Source organism: Bradyrhizobium sp. Kon56 (genome assembly GCF_055807635.1).
The window spans coordinates 1-15,689 of record NZ_JBVVOU010000059.1 but is presented as its reverse complement, the minus strand read 5'-3'; the positions used below and the strand labels follow the sequence as shown (position 1 = coordinate 15,689).

17 protein-coding genes and 2 pseudogenes are annotated in these 15,689 nt (G+C 59.9%); 12 read left to right on the top strand and 7 right to left on the bottom strand.

The features are described 5' to 3' along the window. The 4 genes and pseudogenes from AC0L3B_RS36955 to AC0L3B_RS36940 all read right to left on the bottom strand — a co-directional run. Positions 1 to 149 (bottom strand): annotated as a pseudogene (locus AC0L3B_RS36955) (GlsB/YeaQ/YmgE family stress response membrane protein); the annotation flags it as partial. Between the two features lie 20 nt (positions 150 to 169). After that, positions 170 to 628, bottom strand: a complete 459-nt coding sequence (locus AC0L3B_RS36950; protein WP_085352471.1) for a YidB family protein — start codon at positions 626 to 628, stop codon at positions 170 to 172. A gap of 76 nt (positions 629 to 704) precedes the next feature. After that, positions 705 to 1,325, bottom strand: coding sequence for a hypothetical protein (locus tag AC0L3B_RS36945; protein ID WP_473382351.1), 621 nt, complete (start codon positions 1,323 to 1,325; stop codon positions 705 to 707). Between the two features lie 32 nt (positions 1,326 to 1,357). Beyond that, the gene (locus tag AC0L3B_RS36940; RefSeq protein WP_473382349.1) at positions 1,358 to 1,678 is read right to left on the bottom strand and encodes a hypothetical protein; all 321 of its coding nucleotides are present in this window, start codon (positions 1,676 to 1,678) and stop codon (positions 1,358 to 1,360) included. A 454-nt stretch (positions 1,679 to 2,132) separates the two neighbouring features. Here AC0L3B_RS36940 and AC0L3B_RS36935 point away from each other — a divergent pair, with 454 nt between their 5' ends. Next, the gene (locus tag AC0L3B_RS36935) at positions 2,133 to 2,981 is read left to right on the top strand and encodes an arylamine N-acetyltransferase (protein ID WP_473382346.1); all 849 of its coding nucleotides are present in this window, start codon (positions 2,133 to 2,135) and stop codon (positions 2,979 to 2,981) included. 260 nt (positions 2,982 to 3,241) lie between these two features. Here AC0L3B_RS36935 and AC0L3B_RS36930 read toward each other — a convergent pair whose 3' ends face one another. Next, a complete protein-coding gene (locus tag AC0L3B_RS36930) occupies positions 3,242 to 4,555 on the bottom strand; it encodes an adenylate/guanylate cyclase domain-containing protein (RefSeq protein ID WP_473382343.1) in 1,314 nt (437 codons plus the stop codon). A 606-nt stretch (positions 4,556 to 5,161) separates the two neighbouring features. Beyond that, a complete protein-coding gene (locus AC0L3B_RS36925; protein ID WP_473382340.1) occupies positions 5,162 to 5,401 on the bottom strand; it encodes a hypothetical protein in 240 nt (79 codons plus the stop codon). A 272-nt stretch (positions 5,402 to 5,673) separates the two neighbouring features. Between AC0L3B_RS36925 and AC0L3B_RS36920 the strand changes: the two genes are divergently transcribed. Next, positions 5,674 to 6,105, top strand: a complete 432-nt coding sequence (locus AC0L3B_RS36920; RefSeq protein ID WP_473382337.1) for a nuclear transport factor 2 family protein — start codon at positions 5,674 to 5,676, stop codon at positions 6,103 to 6,105. A 16-nt stretch (positions 6,106 to 6,121) separates the two neighbouring features. On the opposite strand, the gene AC0L3B_RS36915 is transcribed toward AC0L3B_RS36920, so the two are convergent. Then, entirely contained in the window at positions 6,122 to 6,352 is a 231-nt protein-coding gene (locus AC0L3B_RS36915; RefSeq protein ID WP_085357349.1) for a hypothetical protein, read from the bottom strand. A gap of 143 nt (positions 6,353 to 6,495) precedes the next feature. Here AC0L3B_RS36915 and arr point away from each other — a divergent pair. The 10 genes and pseudogenes from arr to AC0L3B_RS36865 form a co-directional block, all read left to right on the top strand. After that, a pseudogene (gene arr, locus AC0L3B_RS36910) lies at positions 6,496 to 6,893 on the top strand (NAD(+)--rifampin ADP-ribosyltransferase). 114 nt (positions 6,894 to 7,007) lie between these two features. Next, on the top strand, positions 7,008 to 7,727 hold the full coding sequence (locus tag AC0L3B_RS36905; protein WP_473382335.1) for a DJ-1/PfpI family protein: 720 nt from the start codon (positions 7,008 to 7,010) through the stop codon (positions 7,725 to 7,727). A 251-nt stretch (positions 7,728 to 7,978) separates the two neighbouring features. Next, positions 7,979 to 8,377, top strand: coding sequence for a response regulator (locus AC0L3B_RS36900; RefSeq protein ID WP_473382332.1), 399 nt, complete (start codon positions 7,979 to 7,981; stop codon positions 8,375 to 8,377). A gap of 145 nt (positions 8,378 to 8,522) precedes the next feature. Next, entirely contained in the window at positions 8,523 to 9,257 is a 735-nt protein-coding gene (locus AC0L3B_RS36895; protein ID WP_473382357.1) for an alpha/beta fold hydrolase, read from the top strand. Beyond that, the gene (locus AC0L3B_RS36890) at positions 9,258 to 10,418 is read left to right on the top strand and encodes a PAS domain-containing sensor histidine kinase (RefSeq protein ID WP_473382329.1); all 1,161 of its coding nucleotides are present in this window, start codon (positions 9,258 to 9,260) and stop codon (positions 10,416 to 10,418) included. It begins immediately after the preceding gene. Between the two features lie 139 nt (positions 10,419 to 10,557). Continuing rightward, positions 10,558 to 10,947, top strand: coding sequence for a hypothetical protein (locus tag AC0L3B_RS36885; RefSeq protein ID WP_473382355.1), 390 nt, complete (start codon positions 10,558 to 10,560; stop codon positions 10,945 to 10,947). Between the two features lie 154 nt (positions 10,948 to 11,101). Next, a complete protein-coding gene (locus tag AC0L3B_RS36880) occupies positions 11,102 to 11,302 on the top strand; it encodes a hypothetical protein (RefSeq protein ID WP_473382327.1) in 201 nt (66 codons plus the stop codon). A gap of 582 nt (positions 11,303 to 11,884) precedes the next feature. Beyond that, positions 11,885 to 14,089 (top strand): PAS domain S-box protein, encoded by a 2,205-nt coding sequence (locus AC0L3B_RS36875; RefSeq protein WP_473382325.1) that lies wholly within the window; start codon positions 11,885 to 11,887, stop codon positions 14,087 to 14,089. A 458-nt stretch (positions 14,090 to 14,547) separates the two neighbouring features. After that, positions 14,548 to 14,853 (top strand): hypothetical protein, encoded by a 306-nt coding sequence (locus AC0L3B_RS36870; protein ID WP_085357201.1) that lies wholly within the window; start codon positions 14,548 to 14,550, stop codon positions 14,851 to 14,853. 627 nt (positions 14,854 to 15,480) lie between these two features. Then, positions 15,481 to 15,689 (top strand): NYN domain-containing protein (locus AC0L3B_RS36865; RefSeq protein WP_473382322.1); only part of this gene is annotated, 209 nt, incomplete at its 3' end.

The window sequence follows — 15,689 nt, the reverse complement described above, 5'->3', positions numbered from 1 at the left end:
GATTGGCCAAGATAGGTCGCAACGAACGCGCCCACTATTCCCAGGATGGTGGTCAGGATGAAACCCGAGGGCTCGTTATCGCCGGGCATGATGAACTTCGCGATGATGCCTGCGATGAAGCCGATGATGATCGTCCAGATAATGCCCATGTCTCTCTCTATCGCTGTGATTATCCCGCCGATGGAGCCGGAAGACGTCCATCAGGCGTGTATTTGTCCACGGCCGTCGGAAGCTCTCGGGACAATCGGTCGAGGATCTCCTGCTGCGACAAGCCGGTCTGCTGCTCCAGCTTTTGAAGGACGTCCGGACCGATAGCCTGCTGGAGTTCGGGCGGGGTGACTTCCCGATTTGGACCCTGATTGATCCAGGATTGAGCCGCCTCGCCCTGTCCGTTCTGCTTGAAGTGCTCGAGCAACTCGCCGATCCCTCCGTTCAGGAGCGAACCCACGCCGCCGCCCCCCACAAGGCCACCAAGGTTGCCGAGCATGCCGCTCAGGGAATCCTTGGCACCCGCCGGCTGACCGGAGGTCGCACTGCGAAACATGTCGGCCAACTTGTCCCGATTTTGATAACCGGCGATTGCGAGCATACCCAACAGGGCGGTCATCGATGGCATTCCGCGGCTCATATTCGGCTCCTCGGTTCGATGATTGGTAACCGTGCAAGAAAAAGGGCGGCCCGCCTGGGGCGGGCCGCCGGCTAATTCATCGCACTCCGGTGCCGTAGAGCTGCCGTTCTCTCCGGACCTCCTCCGCACCATAAGGCTGAGCGGAGGGATCGTAAGTCTTCCAGCCGGCCTTCTGCCAGGCTGCGCTCCGGTCGCGCAGATTGACTGCAGACTGGTTCAGGATCGCTTCGTATCGCGCGCGGTCCGCGTCGGGCACACGCGCTGAAACCAGCGTGCCGCCGCGCCTCACACCTTCGGCATAGAGCGGAGCTTCCTCATCGGATACACCAGCCTGCGTCAACGCGCCGACCACCCCGCCCGTAGCGCCACCAGCTGCGGCACCCAGCGCGGTCGACGCAAGCCATCCGGCCGCCACGACCGGGCCCAGGCCGGGTATAGCCAACAAGCCAAGGCCCGCGAGCAAGCCGGCCGCGCCACCGAGCCCTGCGCCGACGCCCGCTCCCGTGGCCGCACCTTCAGCCCGATCATCAACCCCATCTCGATCTCGATCGACCTTCTTGTCGGTGCTGTACCAGTTGTCGGAATTGTTCGCGACGATGCTCAAATCCGAATGCGGCACGCCCGCGGCCTCCAGGCTCGTCACCGCGCGCTGCGCATCGGAGTAGTTATCGTAGAGACGTGAAATCGTGACGGTCATCTTGAATCCCTCTCAATTTTGGTGGGCGCAGGTTATTTCGCCGCGTTCACGTTGCCCTGGAAGTCCAGACTGACATCGGTCGAGGTGCCGCCTTTACTGGCCTTTCCGCGCCAAACGCCGTTGTCGTCCTTCTTGAGGGATGTGACGTTGGTGTAGCCCGCGTCCTCGATCTTCGCCTTGGCCTGGCCCTCGGTGAAACTGTTTGCGCCAGCGACCGGCTTGTTGGAATTGTTCTGACCGGAACTGTTGACCGCGTTATTGTTGGGCCGATCAGTGGCCGGCGGGTTTTGCGCAAACGACGGACCCGCCAGAAGCGAGGCAGCCGTTAGCAGAAGAAGAAGTTTCTTGTTCATAATCGTCCTCCCGTAGGTGCAGGGCACAACCTACGCTGGGCTGAGAAGTTCCAAGTTTTCCCGGTCCGGTCGGCTTGGATTCAGGATCTAAAAGAATGTAGGACAACCCGGCAGGGTCGCCCGCCCGCGCAGGTCCACAAATCCGTATCTTGATCTTGGAGAGGCAGCACAGTGCTGCCCCACGGCACCACCAGTGTTGGTCCCGCTTTGCGGGACCACTGATAAGTTCAATCCCTTCGATTTCGTCACAGACGGTCGCATCAGTACGTGGGGCATCTCAAGGCGATGACCCCACCCGATGTACCTGGGTCCGCCAGCAGGACTTTCGACAGGCTTAGAGCCAGCGGAACGGCCGAGGCCAGATCAGACGGGGTCGCAACCACGAGATTCGCGACCCCATTTGACGGACGTGCTACTCAAAGAGTGAGTGAACGCAGTCGTAGGAGTGCGCATCATGATCTCGGCTGAACTCTTGAACGCCGTGAAGTCGAAGTTGGGTCTGCCAAGCAGGCCAAGGGTCGATCTCACCGGATTGAACCAGATCTACGCTGCATATTCCGGCCACATACCCAATGACAACATTCAGAAACGTATCTGGCTGTCGAGTAATAAATCGCAGCCGGTGACTGGCGGAGAACCGGCCGAGTTCTTTGAGAACTGGTTAGAACATGGAACGGGGGGCACCTGTTTCCCGACCAATGGTGCCCTTTGCTCACTATTGTGCGCCATCGGCTTTGATGCGCGGCGAATATTGGGCTCAGTGATGATGGAAGGCATCGAACACGAGGGGAATCATGGCACAGTGCTCGTCCGGATCGCCGACGTTGAGTATTTGGTCGATGCGCAGCTTGCCGCCTTCTCGGCGTTGCCGTTGATTGTGGGCCGGTTTGCCAAAACGGGAGGAGGTATTCACGACGTACAAGCCGTCCCTCGCGGAGAAGAGTTTGACGTGCAGTGGTACCCTGGTTCAAACCGTCAAGTGCCAATGATCACACGCCTCGATCTCAAGCCTGGACCCGTCGACCACTTGGTATTCATGGCACAATACGCTTTGTCCGCCTTGCGAGATCGGAAGCGTTCGCCGTTCAACGAGGCGATATTTATCGGTCGTCACTTTCCAGATCGCATTCTCAATCTTGGTCGTCTTACCCGAACGGAGATAAGTTGCGACAACGTCGTTAGTAAACGGGAAATCACTCTAGCGGAGCGAACCCAAATTCTTGTCGATGAATTTGGAATTTCGGCTGAAATAGTTCAGGCAATCCCGCCGGATGAGGAAGCGACGACGAAATCCAATATTTGAGCAAAACGGCGGGCACGACATCGCTGCGCCAGAGCAGAAGTGCCGGTGACTAACAAAACCGTGCTTACGCCGCCCAAGGCGACGATCGCCGCAGTCGCGGCCACGCGAGGCCCAAGACGAACGCTCGGACCTGAGACTATGAATGAGCAGATGCCGACTTGTCGCTGAAGTGGAAAACTGCGTCGCCAAACCTCTTCGCGCCACTGCGCCGGGTCGGGGTCACCGCCGCCTCGCAAACGATGAGTCAACCTGAGATCTCTCTAGCGTTCAGTTGCGAATATGCGCCACTCACCGGGGATACCCTTAAGGGATTGGGCGCCGCGGTCGTCGAAGCGCAGGCCAGAACCTGCTACCAAGTCTTTGACAGTACTCGAGACCAAGACCTCGCTTCGACCAGCAAGTGCCGCAACCCGCGCGCCTATGTGAACAGCAATACCGCCAACATCGTCACCGATTACTTCGCACTCGCCTGTGTGAAGCCCGGCGCGGACCTCGATGCCGAGCAGCTTGATCTCATCGACGATGGCGCAAGCGCAGCGGACGCCACGCGCGGGACCATCAAAAGTAGCAAGAAAGCCATCGCCGGTCGTCTTCACCTCGCGGCCACGGAAACGCGCAAGTACGCGGCGGATCGTTGTATGATGGTCGTCGAGCAGATTGCGCCAGCGCAGGTCACCGAGGCTTGCGGCTTTCTCCGTCGAGCCTACGATATCAGTGAACAGAACGGTCGCCAGCACGCGATCCGCCTCGATGCGCGCGGGCGCGCCCGTGAGGAACTCCTCGATCGCGTCTGAGATGGCTTCTGCGCCCTCGCCGACGTAGAAGATATGATCGATGCCTGGAAACTCGATGAGCTTGGCACCCGGAATATGGGCGGCTACATCTCGCCCGCCGGCGACGTCGACGACCTGGTCGTCCGTGCGATGAAGCACAAGGGTCGGTACCCGGACTGCTGGAAGGATGCCGCTGATGTCGATTTGGCTGTTCATGCGCATCAGGGCGGTCACTGCGGATGGGCTGGCGCCGAGGCGTTCGTTTCGACCCCACCATTGTTGGAACCCAATGTCGTTGGCGCGCGACGGCGCAAACCGTTGGATGCTGCCGCCGCTACCCCAGGCTTTCTCGACATACCCAAAGAAGTTTGCAAGCGCCTCGTCGCTTGGAAACCAGTAAGAGAAGCGAGAAAAGCTGCCGTATAGTGCCAGCGCCCGGCAACGCTCGGGATAGGTCGCTGCAAACAGTACGGACAGGGGCGCGCCTTCCGAGATCCCGAGGAGGGCCGCCTGCTCCATACCTGCGGCATCCATGACCGCGCGGAGGTCGTCCATGCGAATGTCCAGGCTTGGCAGCTCTGAAACGCGGTCGGAGCCGCCGGTGCCACGCTTGTCGAAAGTCACTACCCGAGCATAGCTGCTCAAGCGACGAAGGAAGCGCGCGAAGTCGGGCTGCTCCCAGTAGTTCTCCACGTTTGACACAAATCCCGGAACCATCACCACGTTGATTGGGCCCGAACCGAAGTTCTGGTAGGCAATGTGAACGTCGCCGCTTTTGGCGTATTGCGTAATCGGCTGCATGCAGCGTTCCCATTGTCACCGATCTTCCAGACAGACGAAGCGTGGCCCGACCTGGGACAAACAGCAAGTGCCGTGACCTTTGTTGGCTTATCGGGCCCGATCAGACCGCCGCGCGAGCGTGTGACCGGATTTGCTCAGATTAGGTTTTGCGCATTTACCGTGGTCCTGCAGCATCACTCCATCGCAGCCTTCGGTGAAGCGGTGGCGCTTGCAGCCAGGTAACAAACAGGCGGACGAATGGAGAACGAAGATCGCTCAGATGTACCTTCAGCCCGTAAGCGGCCAAACCTTCGGGATTTCAATTTTTAGAAGATCGAGGAAACGCGTAGCTGCTCTTCGGAGCGCTCGACCAGTCTGGCAGACAACTCGGTGCCTGCCCGGACACGAATAAGCGTCTCTTGATCCCGCAAACATGGAAAAGCAGATGTTTATCGCGCATTGGATCACTCCAATTTATCCTCGCGCCCACTTAACATAAGTTAAATATGTGCCGTCCGCAAATTCGTTCGCTGTTGAGGTTCCACCTTCTTACCTGAGTAACCAAAGCGTTTTTCGGACGCGTTATCGCGACATTCGCCGCTTGGCTGCGACGTGCAGTACCTCGGTTTAGCGAAGTACGTCGGAAGGACGCGTGATCGGGAAGACCCGACGAACGTGTTCCGCCAGCATCTTACTGTAAGCGTCCGCGTAACGGGGAAGAGGACGGCGCTTGTCCCACAACAGCATCATGCCTTCTCGGAGCGGCTTGCGGTTGTAGGTCAGGCCCACGATCCGGAGGTCGTGGTTTCGCAAACGAAACTGCGAGGGGATGATGGCAATGCCGTGTTTCGCCTCGGCGAGGGCCACGAGCGTGTGTGGCGTCGAGTGGCCGCTACAGGACTTGATTGCGCGAACAGCGGCCGGAGGGAACCGTGGACCTCCGTTCGTCTTGATGCGGAGCCCCCGGGGAAACGCAGCATGACCAACAGCCCCCGCGTGAACCAGGCTTCTTGAGCTCTGCCTCGTCACCCCTCCGGTCTCGTTGACCCGACCTCAGCGAGAAGATCAACCATCAGACCGGCGATCGCATCAGGGTACTCAAGTCGGCCTGAGCTGCAACTACTGACACGGAGCCATTGATGCTGAGAACCTTGTTCACGGTCGCCTTCATGCTCTCTGTATCCCCGTCACTTGGTGCCCAAGAGAAGCTATCCGCCGAGAGTGCGAGCGCCAATTTTCAGAAGAATTTCGCATCCGCGTACAACCGAGGCGACGTTGACGCAATGGCGGCAGCATTCGCCGAGGATGCAATCAGAGTTACTCCTAGCGGAATCTTCCAGGGTCGCGATGCCATACGGCGCAGTTTTCAAGAAGCCCTAAAGATAGGACTGCACGACTACTCCGTCAGGCGCGTCGTATCTCGCACAGAAGGATCGTTCATACTTAACGTCGGAGAATGGCAGGCCAAAGTGGGCGATCAGCCTTTCCGCGGCTACTACAGCGCAATCCTGGCTGGCGAGGGCGACGAATTGAGGATCATTGAGGAGACGGTTAGCATCGCGGCTCCATAGCGGTTTCGCAGGTAGCTCATTCTTTTGCTTTTGGCACCATTCGACCTTCATGCACCTCATGCGTTACGGCGCGGCTGTCCTCTGAAACCGGCAAACGCTTCACCAGTCGCTCACCGCACCAGAGCTCGACTGAATTGCCGTGCAGCATCTGCCTCGCCCAGACGATGGCGTCCTCGTCGTTGGCACAGGCGAACGTGCGGGAGTTCTCGCGACCATTCGCATCAACGATGCAGGCTCGATATTGCATTCTCAACTCTTTTGATTCGGCGGTTCAGCTCGACCGAACTGTAAGCGCTGACCGGCCAAAATTTAACTCTTTTCGCTTCGTAAACTTACGCCAGGCGCTGCTGCTGAGCGCGCGAGCCCAGGATCATTTTCGAGGTTTTTTCAATGAGCGGAACGAGACTGTCCTACCACGGCACCCGGGCCGACTTGAAGCCGGGGGACCTGATCGCTGCCGGTTTTCGCTCCAATTACGGAAGGCGGGCTCAGGCATCCTGGCTCTATCTCACGGGTACTTTGGAAGCAGCCATTTGGGGCGCAGAGCTGGCACACGGCGACGGCGCGGAGAGAATCTACATCGTCGAGCCGACCGGGGAGATCGTGGATGATCCCAACTTGACCGACAGGAAATTCCCTGGAAACCCCACGCAGTCCTACCGGTCGCGCGAGCCACTCCGCGTTATCGGCGAGGTCAGCCAATGGACGGACATTCCGCCGAGCGGCTGAAGGAGATGAAGGACCAGATCGAGCGGCTAAAGGAGGAAGGGGTGGAGGCGATCGACTGATGTCGACAGAGATCCTCGCCGTCGGCTTCAGGCCGCAACGGAAAGCAGCCTGGCCTGACTTGCACTGTTGAGGTTGTCGCCGGTCAGCGCCGGACCCTTCAAGGAGACTTTCGAATGGCAGCTTCTGTTGAGATCGCAATCCTTCTCTATCAGGGTGTGACGGCGCTCGATGCGGTCGGGCCCTGGGAAGTGCTGTCGCGCATTCCCGGGGCGAAGGTGCAGTTCGTCGGCAAGGAAGTCGGACCGGTGGTGGCGGAAGGCGGCGGGCTTCTACTCGGAGCCACCCGCTCGATCTCGGAGACGATCTGTCCCGACGTGCTCGTCGTTCCCGGAGGCTCGACCACCCCCGGTCAGATGGTCGACGACGAGGTCCTCGATTGGCTGCGGAAGGTGCACCGAACCTCGGTGTGGACGGCTTCGGTCTGCACGGGAGCTTTGATCTTTGGCGCGGCGGGAATCCTGAAAGGGCAGCCGGCGACGACGCACTGGTACAAGATGGGCGTGCTGCGGATCATGGGTGCGAAGCCCAGGCCCGATGAGCGCGTCGTCCGGTCTGGGAAAGTCGTCACGGCGGCGGGCGTCTCGGCTGGCATCGACCTGGCGCTCTGGCTGGCCGGCGAGATTGCGGGCCGTGAGCGGGCCGAGGCCATCCAACTGGTCATCGAATACGATCCGCATCCGCCCTTTGATGCCGGTCATATCAGCAAGGCCTCCAAGGAAGTGCAGCGCCTGGCGAACAAGATGATGGACGACAGCATGCCCGGAGACCAGCGGCGGCTCGTTCCCAAGATCGCCTGGAATCGGTTTCTCGACCTCGTCCGCACGGGGCAATAGCACCGGGACCGGATGGGCGCCTGGCGGGAGCCTTACCGAAGTTCCGCCTTGCGTAAGGTGCGTCTCTGGCCGAACCAATGGCGAATTGACTGCGGCTGGCACCATCGCCAAATCTGCGCCAACATTTTCACTGATTGCTTGCTGAGCGCGACCCGGCGAGAAGAAGTGAACGCTTCGTCCTTTTCTACGTTGAGGTGGGTGACCTGCGTCATCGGGACTGCGGATGCCATTTTGACAGGAGATGCGAGAGGATGCACCTGAGCAACTCCCCGCCCGCAGAAGGATCGACCATTCTTCTGGTTGAGGACGAAGCACTTCTCCGCGAGATGCTGGAAGAGACCTTGATCGAGGCCGGTTACGGGGTTGTTAGCGCCGCATCGGGCGAAGAGGCCGCCCGTTTGCTCATCAGAACGCCCCTTCCGCGAGCTGTGGTCACTGACATCAATCTCGGCCGCGCCAGGATGGACGGATGGGGGCTGGCTCGCCTCGCACGCGGGAACGACCCAAGCTGCGGGATCCTGTACGTCTCCGGCGATAGCGCCCACCGATGGGCCTCCAATGGCGTGCCCCGCAGCATCCTCCTGCCCAAGCCGTTCGCGCCGGCGCAATTGGTCCAGGCTTTGTCGGATCTTCTCATTCGAACGTCATAGCTGCCGGGCGCCGGAAAGGGATGCATCGGGGTTCAGTTCACCCTAGGTTTGTCGAAACGATAAGAACTGTCTCACGCTTAAGGGGTACCAAGTGTCGATCGAGTTCCGCAACAACGTGCAAGTCCGCGGCCGCGGCGATCGTGCGATGATGTTCGCTCATGGGTTCGGGTGCGATCAGAACATGTGGCGGTTCGTGGCGCCCGCGTTCGAGGCAAATTTCAGCACGGTGCTGTTCGACCACGTCGGAGCGGGCCGCTCTGACCTCACCGCTTACGATCGTCAGAAGTATTCCAAATTGTCTGGTTATGCCGACGACGTCGTCGAGATCGGTCAGACGCTCGGGCTGAAGGGCGCGGTCTTCGTAGGGCACTCCGTCAGCGCCATGATCGGGGTTTTGGCGGCGAACAAGGACCCCTCGTTGTTCGAAAGCCTTATCCTTGTGGGGCCTTCGGCGCGCTACATCGATGACGGCGACTATGTCGGCGGTTTCAGCGCTCAACAGATCGAGGAGCTTCTTTCCTTTCTAGAAGAGAACCACATGGGGTGGTCGGCGCAGATGGCGCCCGCCATCATGGGTAATCCCGATCGTCCCGAACTCGGCGAGGAACTGATCAACAGCTTCTGCCGGACCGATCCCGCGATCGCCAAGGAGTTAGCCCGGGTCACGTTCCTCTCCGACAATCGCGCGGACCTGGCCAAGGTCAACGCTCGCACGCTGATCCTCCAGTGCAGCGAAGACATCATCGCCGGGCAGCAGGTGGGTGCGTACGTGCAGCGCAACATCGCGAACAGCAAAATGGTGGTTCTGAAGGCAACCGGCCATTGTCCCAACCTGAGCGCGCCCGAGGAAGTCGTTGCCGCAATCCGAGATTTCGTCTGAGTGAACAATAATTACCCCGCCGACAGCGATTTCGAGGACCTCTACGAAAACGCGCCATGCGGGTACCTCTCCGTTCGTCCGGACGGCCGCATCGATCGTGCCAATCGAACGCTGGCGGGCTGGATGGGCTATCAGCCGGACGACCTTCCTGGGATGCGACTGAGCGACCTGCTCAACATGGCGGGACGCATATTCCTGGAGACCCACGTGGCGCCGCTGCTGCGCATGCAGGGCTTCTTCGACGAGTTCGCCCTCGATCTCCTCACCAAGAGCGGGGCGCGGCTTCCGGCGATCGCCAACGCCCGTGAGCGGCGCTCCGACGCGGACGCGCTTCTGTTCACCCGCCTGACAATCATGCGGGCCACGGACCGGCGTCGCTACGAGCGCGAGCTCATCGACGCCCGGAAGGAAAGCGATGAGCTCAAGTCGGCGCTGGAAGAGCGTCTGCAGCAGGAGCGCGCAAACGCGGAGTTGCGTGAGCAGTTCATCGCCGTGCTCGGCCACGACCTACGCAACCCTCTCGCATCCATTGCGGCCGGTGCACGGCTGATGCTCAAGGCCAAGACGCCGGAAGACGCGCTGCGGCTCGAGGCCATGATGCAGAGCAGCGTCGGGCGAATGGCCAAGATGATCGAGAGCGTCATGGATCTGGCACGAGGCCGCCTTGGCGGAGGCATCTCGCTGTCCAAGTCAATTACGGCGATTGAACCCGTGCTCGACCAGGTCGTCGCCGAATTGACGGCGGCCCATCCGGAACGCCGCATCGAAACCAGCTTCGAGGTCGAGACACCGGTCTTCTGCGATCCGGCCCGTATCGCCCAGTTGTTCTCGAACCTGCTCGGCAACGCAATCAGCCACGGCGCGCCGGATCAGCCAGTGCGGGTCCAAGCTACCGCCAAAGCAGAAATGTTTGAGCTCTCGGTGGCGAATGGAGGTGCGGCTATTCCGGAAGAGGCGCGGACGCGCCTGTTTCAGCCGTTCTACCGAGGAAAGGCGCACGGCCCTTCTCAAGGATTGGGACTTGGTCTGTACATCGCGTCTGAAATAGCGAAGGCGCACGGAGGTTCAATCGGGGTCGACTCGACCGACACAGAAACCAAGTTCACCTTGCGGATGCCCCTCGAAGGCGATGGATCCCTCCGGCCGCATTCCGCTCCCTGAGACCAGCAACTTCAGCGGTCGTGGGCCGTTCGATGCGGATGCAGAACCGTGAGTCCCAAGGCGGCAATCGGCGCGCATCGTGCATAGGAACACGCGCTGGCTTCTCGGCATCTTCCACTGGGCTTCCTCACCCTTTCAGATGAACGAGATTGATTTGGTCAATTTCCATTACCTCAGCCTCTTTCGGCGTCGGGCGTGTAGGCTTTTCTACCGGAGCTGTCAGGAGGAAAGGCGGAGAAAGGGCTTGTGCCTGCTCCGCGGCTGGCTCACTCCGCAGCAGCGCGCCCAGTTCGACGGGAAGGGCTATTTCGAGGTGGTCGGGTCCGACACGGGTACCCGCTACCGCATCCGTCATGGCACATCGGCCAATGTCCGCGAGGTCGATGCATCCGGTCGACTAGGAATGGGATGGTGCTTTGTTCCGGTTGGTGAGCTGGTCGAAGGGGATGTGATGCTGGTTCAAAAGATTGCTTTAGAGACGAGCGAACTTGAGACACTGGCCATCGCCAAGAACTTCTACGGATGGTGATGTCGGAAGTCTAAGGGTCTCCGTTCGCTCGCGTATCGCCAATTCGGGGAGCGGCCAGGTTCCGTGTTCACTTGTGTACAAAGTGTCTCATCCTTAAATCACGGTTGCAGCAAGCAAGGATCGCGCTACCCGCCAGCAGCAGGAGTTGCGCCATATGGCTTATAGCAAACCCTTCGATATCGCCGTCATAGGAGCTGGCGCAACAAAGCTGTCGGTGGTCGCTCTCGATGTGGAAAATGCGGAGGAGGCCTGCGCCGTGGGGAAGCGGATGGCCGAGACAACCGGGCGAACTGTCACCGTTCGGAATGCAGACGGCGAGGTCCTCGGCATTTTTCCCGCCGCCAATAAGAACTAGGAACGGCTAACGGCACTCGGCATTTGCGGACATGCCGACGTTCTTCTTCGAGCTCAATGATGAGGCCGCGCCCCTCGAAGATGGGAACAGTGGTGGCTTGAGTAAAGCCGACACCGGGAGCAGCAGTTCGTTCAGGGAAGCGAGCCCAGCGAGCACGGAAAACGATACGCTTCCAGGGGCGCCGATCAGCAGCAAAGACGAAGTAATCGACCACTGTACCGGGCCAGCTTCGAAGCCTTAAACTTTCAACAGCCGCCCGCTCAACATGCCAGGCAGGCCGCGGCTTCCCATGTTCGCGGGGCGCGCAACGCACGCCGAATGCGCCGCTGCGGCTCCATATCCCGGTCCCGAGTGGACGTTCTCTTGGCGCGCGCCTCCTGCTCTGGAGCTTTACGTCGTCCCGAGCGATTCAGGTGCAACCGGCTCCACGGTGAGAGGTACCACGGTAAGCTATTGAGGAACTGGAACCTTCGTTGATCGTTGCCCCATGCCAATGGGGGCAATCCATCAATCAAGCAAGTGACGGACGGCCGGCGTGTCCGACGTGTCGGCGCCAGAAGAGCGCGGCCCGCTGGGAGGCTCATGACGCGGAATAGCGAAGATCAAAAGCCGGAAATTGCCGCATGGCAGTGGAGGCAAATCGTCAACGGCGCGACGGATACCGCCATCATCACTACCGACCTGCGTGGCCGGGTGACGAGTTGGAACATTGGCGCTTGCAACATTCTCGGCTGGACGGAAGAGGAGATGATCGGCCGCTCCTTGAGCCGGGTCTTTGCGGAGGAGGACCAAGAGGCCCAGCTTAGCCGTGAAATCGCCGACGCGATGACAAAGGGCAAGGGCGGCGGCGAAGAAGGTTGGCGCCTTCGCAAGGATGCCTCACGTTTTTGGGCCGTCGGAGAGCTCAGCCCGATCCGGGATAAATCGAACGTCGTAGGATTCATCAAGATCCTGAGGGACCGCACGGCGCAGCGCGAGGCGGAGGAAGCTATCCGAGAAGAGCGGCACGCGCTCGAAGTGCTCAACCGGGCCGGCTCGACGCTCGCAGCGGAGACGGACCTCGAGCGCCTGGTTCAGATCGTTACGGATGCGGGCGTGGCGCTTACGGGGGCCGAGTTCGGCGCCTTCTTTTACAACGTCATCAACAAAGCCGGCGAGAGCTACATGCTCTACACGCTCGCCGGAGCGCCGATCGAGGCATTCTCGAAATTCCCGATGCCGCGCAACACGGAGGTGTTCGCGCCCACCTTCCTGGGCCAAGGCATCGTTCGTTCGGACGATATCACCAAAGATCCGCGCTACGGGAAGAACTCGCCCCGCAAAGGGATGCCTGATGGCCACCTGCCGGTCCGGAGCTACCTTGCTGTATCGGTCATATCCCGCACCGGTGAAGTGCTCGGCGGTCTTTTCTTCGGGCACGCGCGAACTGGCGTGTTCAACGAGCGCTCGGAGCGCGGCCTTTCCGGGCTTGCCGCCGAGGCCGCGGTCGCGATTGATAACGTCCGCCTGTCCCAAGCCATGCACCGAGAGATCGAGGAACGGAAGCGGGCGCAAGAGGCGCTGGTCGAGCTCAATGCCACTCTGGAGCGACAGGTGACCGAGCGGACCGAGCAGTTGCGCAAGAACGAGGAAGCTTTGCGCCAGTCGCAGAAGATGGAGGCCGTCGGGCAACTGACCGGGGGCGTGGCGCACGATTTCAACAATCTGCTGCAGATCATCCTGGGTAATCTGGACACCCTGCAGCGCAATCTTCCGGCTGAATCGGGTCGGTTGCAGCGGGCGGCGCGAAACGCGATGACGGGCGCGCAACGGGCAGCCACCCTAACCCAGCGACTTCTGGCGTTTTCGCGTCGGCAACCGCTCGATCCCAAGCCGCTCGATGTGAACGCACTTGTCAACGGGCTGTCGGACATGATCCATCGTACGCTCGGCGAAACGATCGACGTGGAAACTGTCCTGGGTGCAGGCGTGTGGCGAGTTGAAGCCGACCCGGCCGAATTAGAGGCGGCTGTCATCAATCTCGCCGTGAACGCCCGCGACGCGATGACGAACGGCGGTCGACTGACGATTGAGACCAGCAATGCGCACATCGACGACGCCTACGTCGCCGCGCACACCGAAGTCGTGCCGGGCCAGTACGTTGCCATCGCGGTCACGGACATGGGCGTCGGCATGGATTCGAAAACGGTCGCTCAGGCTTTCGAGCCCTTTTTCACGACCAAAGCTGTCGGCAAGGGCACCGGACTGGGGCTGAGCCAGGTGTATGGCTTCGTCAAGCAGTCCGGCGGTCACGTCAAGATCTACTCGGAAGTGGGACAGGGAACGACGGTGAAGCTGTACTTGCCGCGGCTCGCGATGCAAGCGGCGGGTGCCGAGCAAGTCCAGGCCTCTCCAAATCCCGAAGCGGCACAGGAAGAGACCATCCTCGTCCTTGAGGACGACGACGAGGTGAGGGCGTATTCGGTCGAGACTCTCCGCGAACTCGGGTACCGCGTCATCGAGGCTCACGACGGGCCGTCGGCCTTGAGGCTCCTTGAGCGGCAACCGCGTGTCGACCTCCTCTTCACCGACGTCGTTCTGCCCGGCGGCTTGACAGGTGCACAGGTCGCCGCTCAAGCGAAAACAATTCGGCCCGCTTTGAAGGTGCTGTTCACGACCGGGTACGCGCGGAACGCCATCATCCACCATGGGCGGCTCGACAAGGGCGTGCAGCTGATCGTGAAGCCATTCAGCTTCAGCGATCTGGCGGCGAAGGTGCGTGACGTCCTCGACGGCGCTTCGGACTAGTCCAGCTACGGCTGCAAACAGGCGAGGCGACGACCATCGCACCAAAGTTCCACGGGGTGTTCGTCCACCATCGCTGCGGCCTTCCTTGCTTCGACCTTCGTCGCGCACCAAAACTCACGGCGTTGTCGAGTTCATCGAGCACGTAACCTGATAGATCATCATGATACTTGGCTCGCCGAACGGCTCGACGCGTACGTCACATAAATTAACATAGGTTTGGGATTGCCAGAATTTCCCGGCAGTCGTCAGATTTTAGTTGGCAGAAGCGAATCATGTTGGCATGCTCCTGTGACCGGGGCTGGCACGTTCATCTCGCATCTATTTACACCCGGGTTCTGAAGCAACGGCAACGCTGCGGCAGGCGTTTCAGTACGTGTTATTTAGATCAACTAATGAACTCCTGAGGCCGCCTTTAGGTGGCCTCTTCGTTGAGAATTCAATTCTGCGGGGACATTGCAATGGCAAAACCAGCCGTTTCCCGTGATGCTTTTCGTGGACTATTCGCTTTGTACTGGGCGAAGGCTCATCACGATCACAAAGCCGAAGCCGAGGATTGCCTTTTGACGTTGTTCGGGTCTGCGGAATACATTCCCGATCGCCTGCTGCAGCAATGGTCTGAAAAAGCTGATCTACTCGGTCCAGAAACCGTCGGTAGTGTAGTGGAGCCGCGGGCCCGTGAAATCGCCAGCGGCGGCGCGCGGTACGACCATGCGAGTGATTTTCTCCACTCGCTCCTGAGAGACCTCGGGCGAAAAATGCAGTGATCAGATGCGCCGTTTCCGCCGCTCTTACCGCGCGCCTCTCATCAACTTTGACCTCATTGACAATCTTCTGCCGGCACGCAGCTCGTTAGAGCGGCGCGTAGCCTTTTAGCCCCTCGATCTCAACCCGCGCCTTCTACCTGGGTCTAGGGAGGTGCGTGGCGCCTCAATCTTCGAGGCGAGCGACCAGGCTGCTGGAGAAATTCGAACGCGATACGGAGCCGTCAATAACATTTGGAAGATTGCCCTGGTGGCCTTGTAATGAGCTGCAGTCCTGCTGCACTCGGTGCCAGTCAACAGAGGGGTGCCTGACCGGTCAATGACGGACCACCGCCAGCCACGACCCCGTCTTTGTATGGTCAAATCAAAGAGAGCAAAATCGCCGGCGTTCATTAGGCAAACCTTCAATACGCACTTGGAAATCGAGAATACATTACAAATTTGACAGGAGAACTTTCGGGCGGTGGTAGAGTTCCACGCCCTGCATAGGTCTTATATTATTTGAAGCTTAAATGTATGACGCTACTCGACGATCTCCGGTAGCCATCCATATAGAATGCGACCAAACATCCGCGTCGCAAATTTCCGGGATGCTTTAATCCCGAGTTGCTCCACCGAAAGCCTGGACAGATGTCCCACTCACCTACCGACAAGATCGCGCTCTTCATCGATGGAGCCAATCTCTACGCGACGGCGAAAACTCTGGGCTTCGACATCGATTACAAGCGCCTGCTGAAGGAGTTTCAGAGCCGCGGGACGCTGCTTAGGGCGTTCTACTACACCGCGATCATCGAGGATCAGGAGTACTCCTCGATCCGGCCGCTGATCGACTGGCTCGA

Bases quoted from the DNA above. Each gene is read 5' to 3' on its own strand.
- AC0L3B_RS36950 (WP_085352471.1), bottom strand. From the start codon at position 628: ATGAGCCGCGGAATGCCATCGATGACCGCCCTGTTGGGTATGCTCGCA.
- AC0L3B_RS36945 (WP_473382351.1), bottom strand. From the start codon at position 1,325: ATGACCGTCACGATTTCACGTCTCTACGATAACTACTCCGATGCGCAG.
- AC0L3B_RS36940 (WP_473382349.1), bottom strand. From the start codon at position 1,678: ATGAACAAGAAACTTCTTCTTCTGCTAACGGCTGCCTCGCTTCTGGCG.
- AC0L3B_RS36935 (WP_473382346.1), top strand. From the start codon at position 2,133: ATGATCTCGGCTGAACTCTTGAACGCCGTGAAGTCGAAGTTGGGTCTG.
- AC0L3B_RS36930 (WP_473382343.1), bottom strand. From the start codon at position 4,555: ATGCAGCCGATTACGCAATACGCCAAAAGCGGCGACGTTCACATTGCC.
- AC0L3B_RS36920 (WP_473382337.1), top strand. From the start codon at position 5,674: ATGCTGAGAACCTTGTTCACGGTCGCCTTCATGCTCTCTGTATCCCCG.
- AC0L3B_RS36915 (WP_085357349.1), bottom strand. From the start codon at position 6,352: ATGCAATATCGAGCCTGCATCGTTGATGCGAATGGTCGCGAGAACTCC.
- AC0L3B_RS36905 (WP_473382335.1), top strand. From the start codon at position 7,008: ATGGCAGCTTCTGTTGAGATCGCAATCCTTCTCTATCAGGGTGTGACG.
- AC0L3B_RS36900 (WP_473382332.1), top strand. From the start codon at position 7,979: ATGCACCTGAGCAACTCCCCGCCCGCAGAAGGATCGACCATTCTTCTG.
- AC0L3B_RS36895 (WP_473382357.1), top strand. From the start codon at position 8,523: ATGATGTTCGCTCATGGGTTCGGGTGCGATCAGAACATGTGGCGGTTC.
- AC0L3B_RS36885 (WP_473382355.1), top strand. From the start codon at position 10,558: ATGAACGAGATTGATTTGGTCAATTTCCATTACCTCAGCCTCTTTCGG.
- AC0L3B_RS36880 (WP_473382327.1), top strand. From the start codon at position 11,102: ATGGCTTATAGCAAACCCTTCGATATCGCCGTCATAGGAGCTGGCGCA.
- AC0L3B_RS36875 (WP_473382325.1), top strand. From the start codon at position 11,885: ATGACGCGGAATAGCGAAGATCAAAAGCCGGAAATTGCCGCATGGCAG.
- AC0L3B_RS36870 (WP_085357201.1), top strand. From the start codon at position 14,548: ATGGCAAAACCAGCCGTTTCCCGTGATGCTTTTCGTGGACTATTCGCT.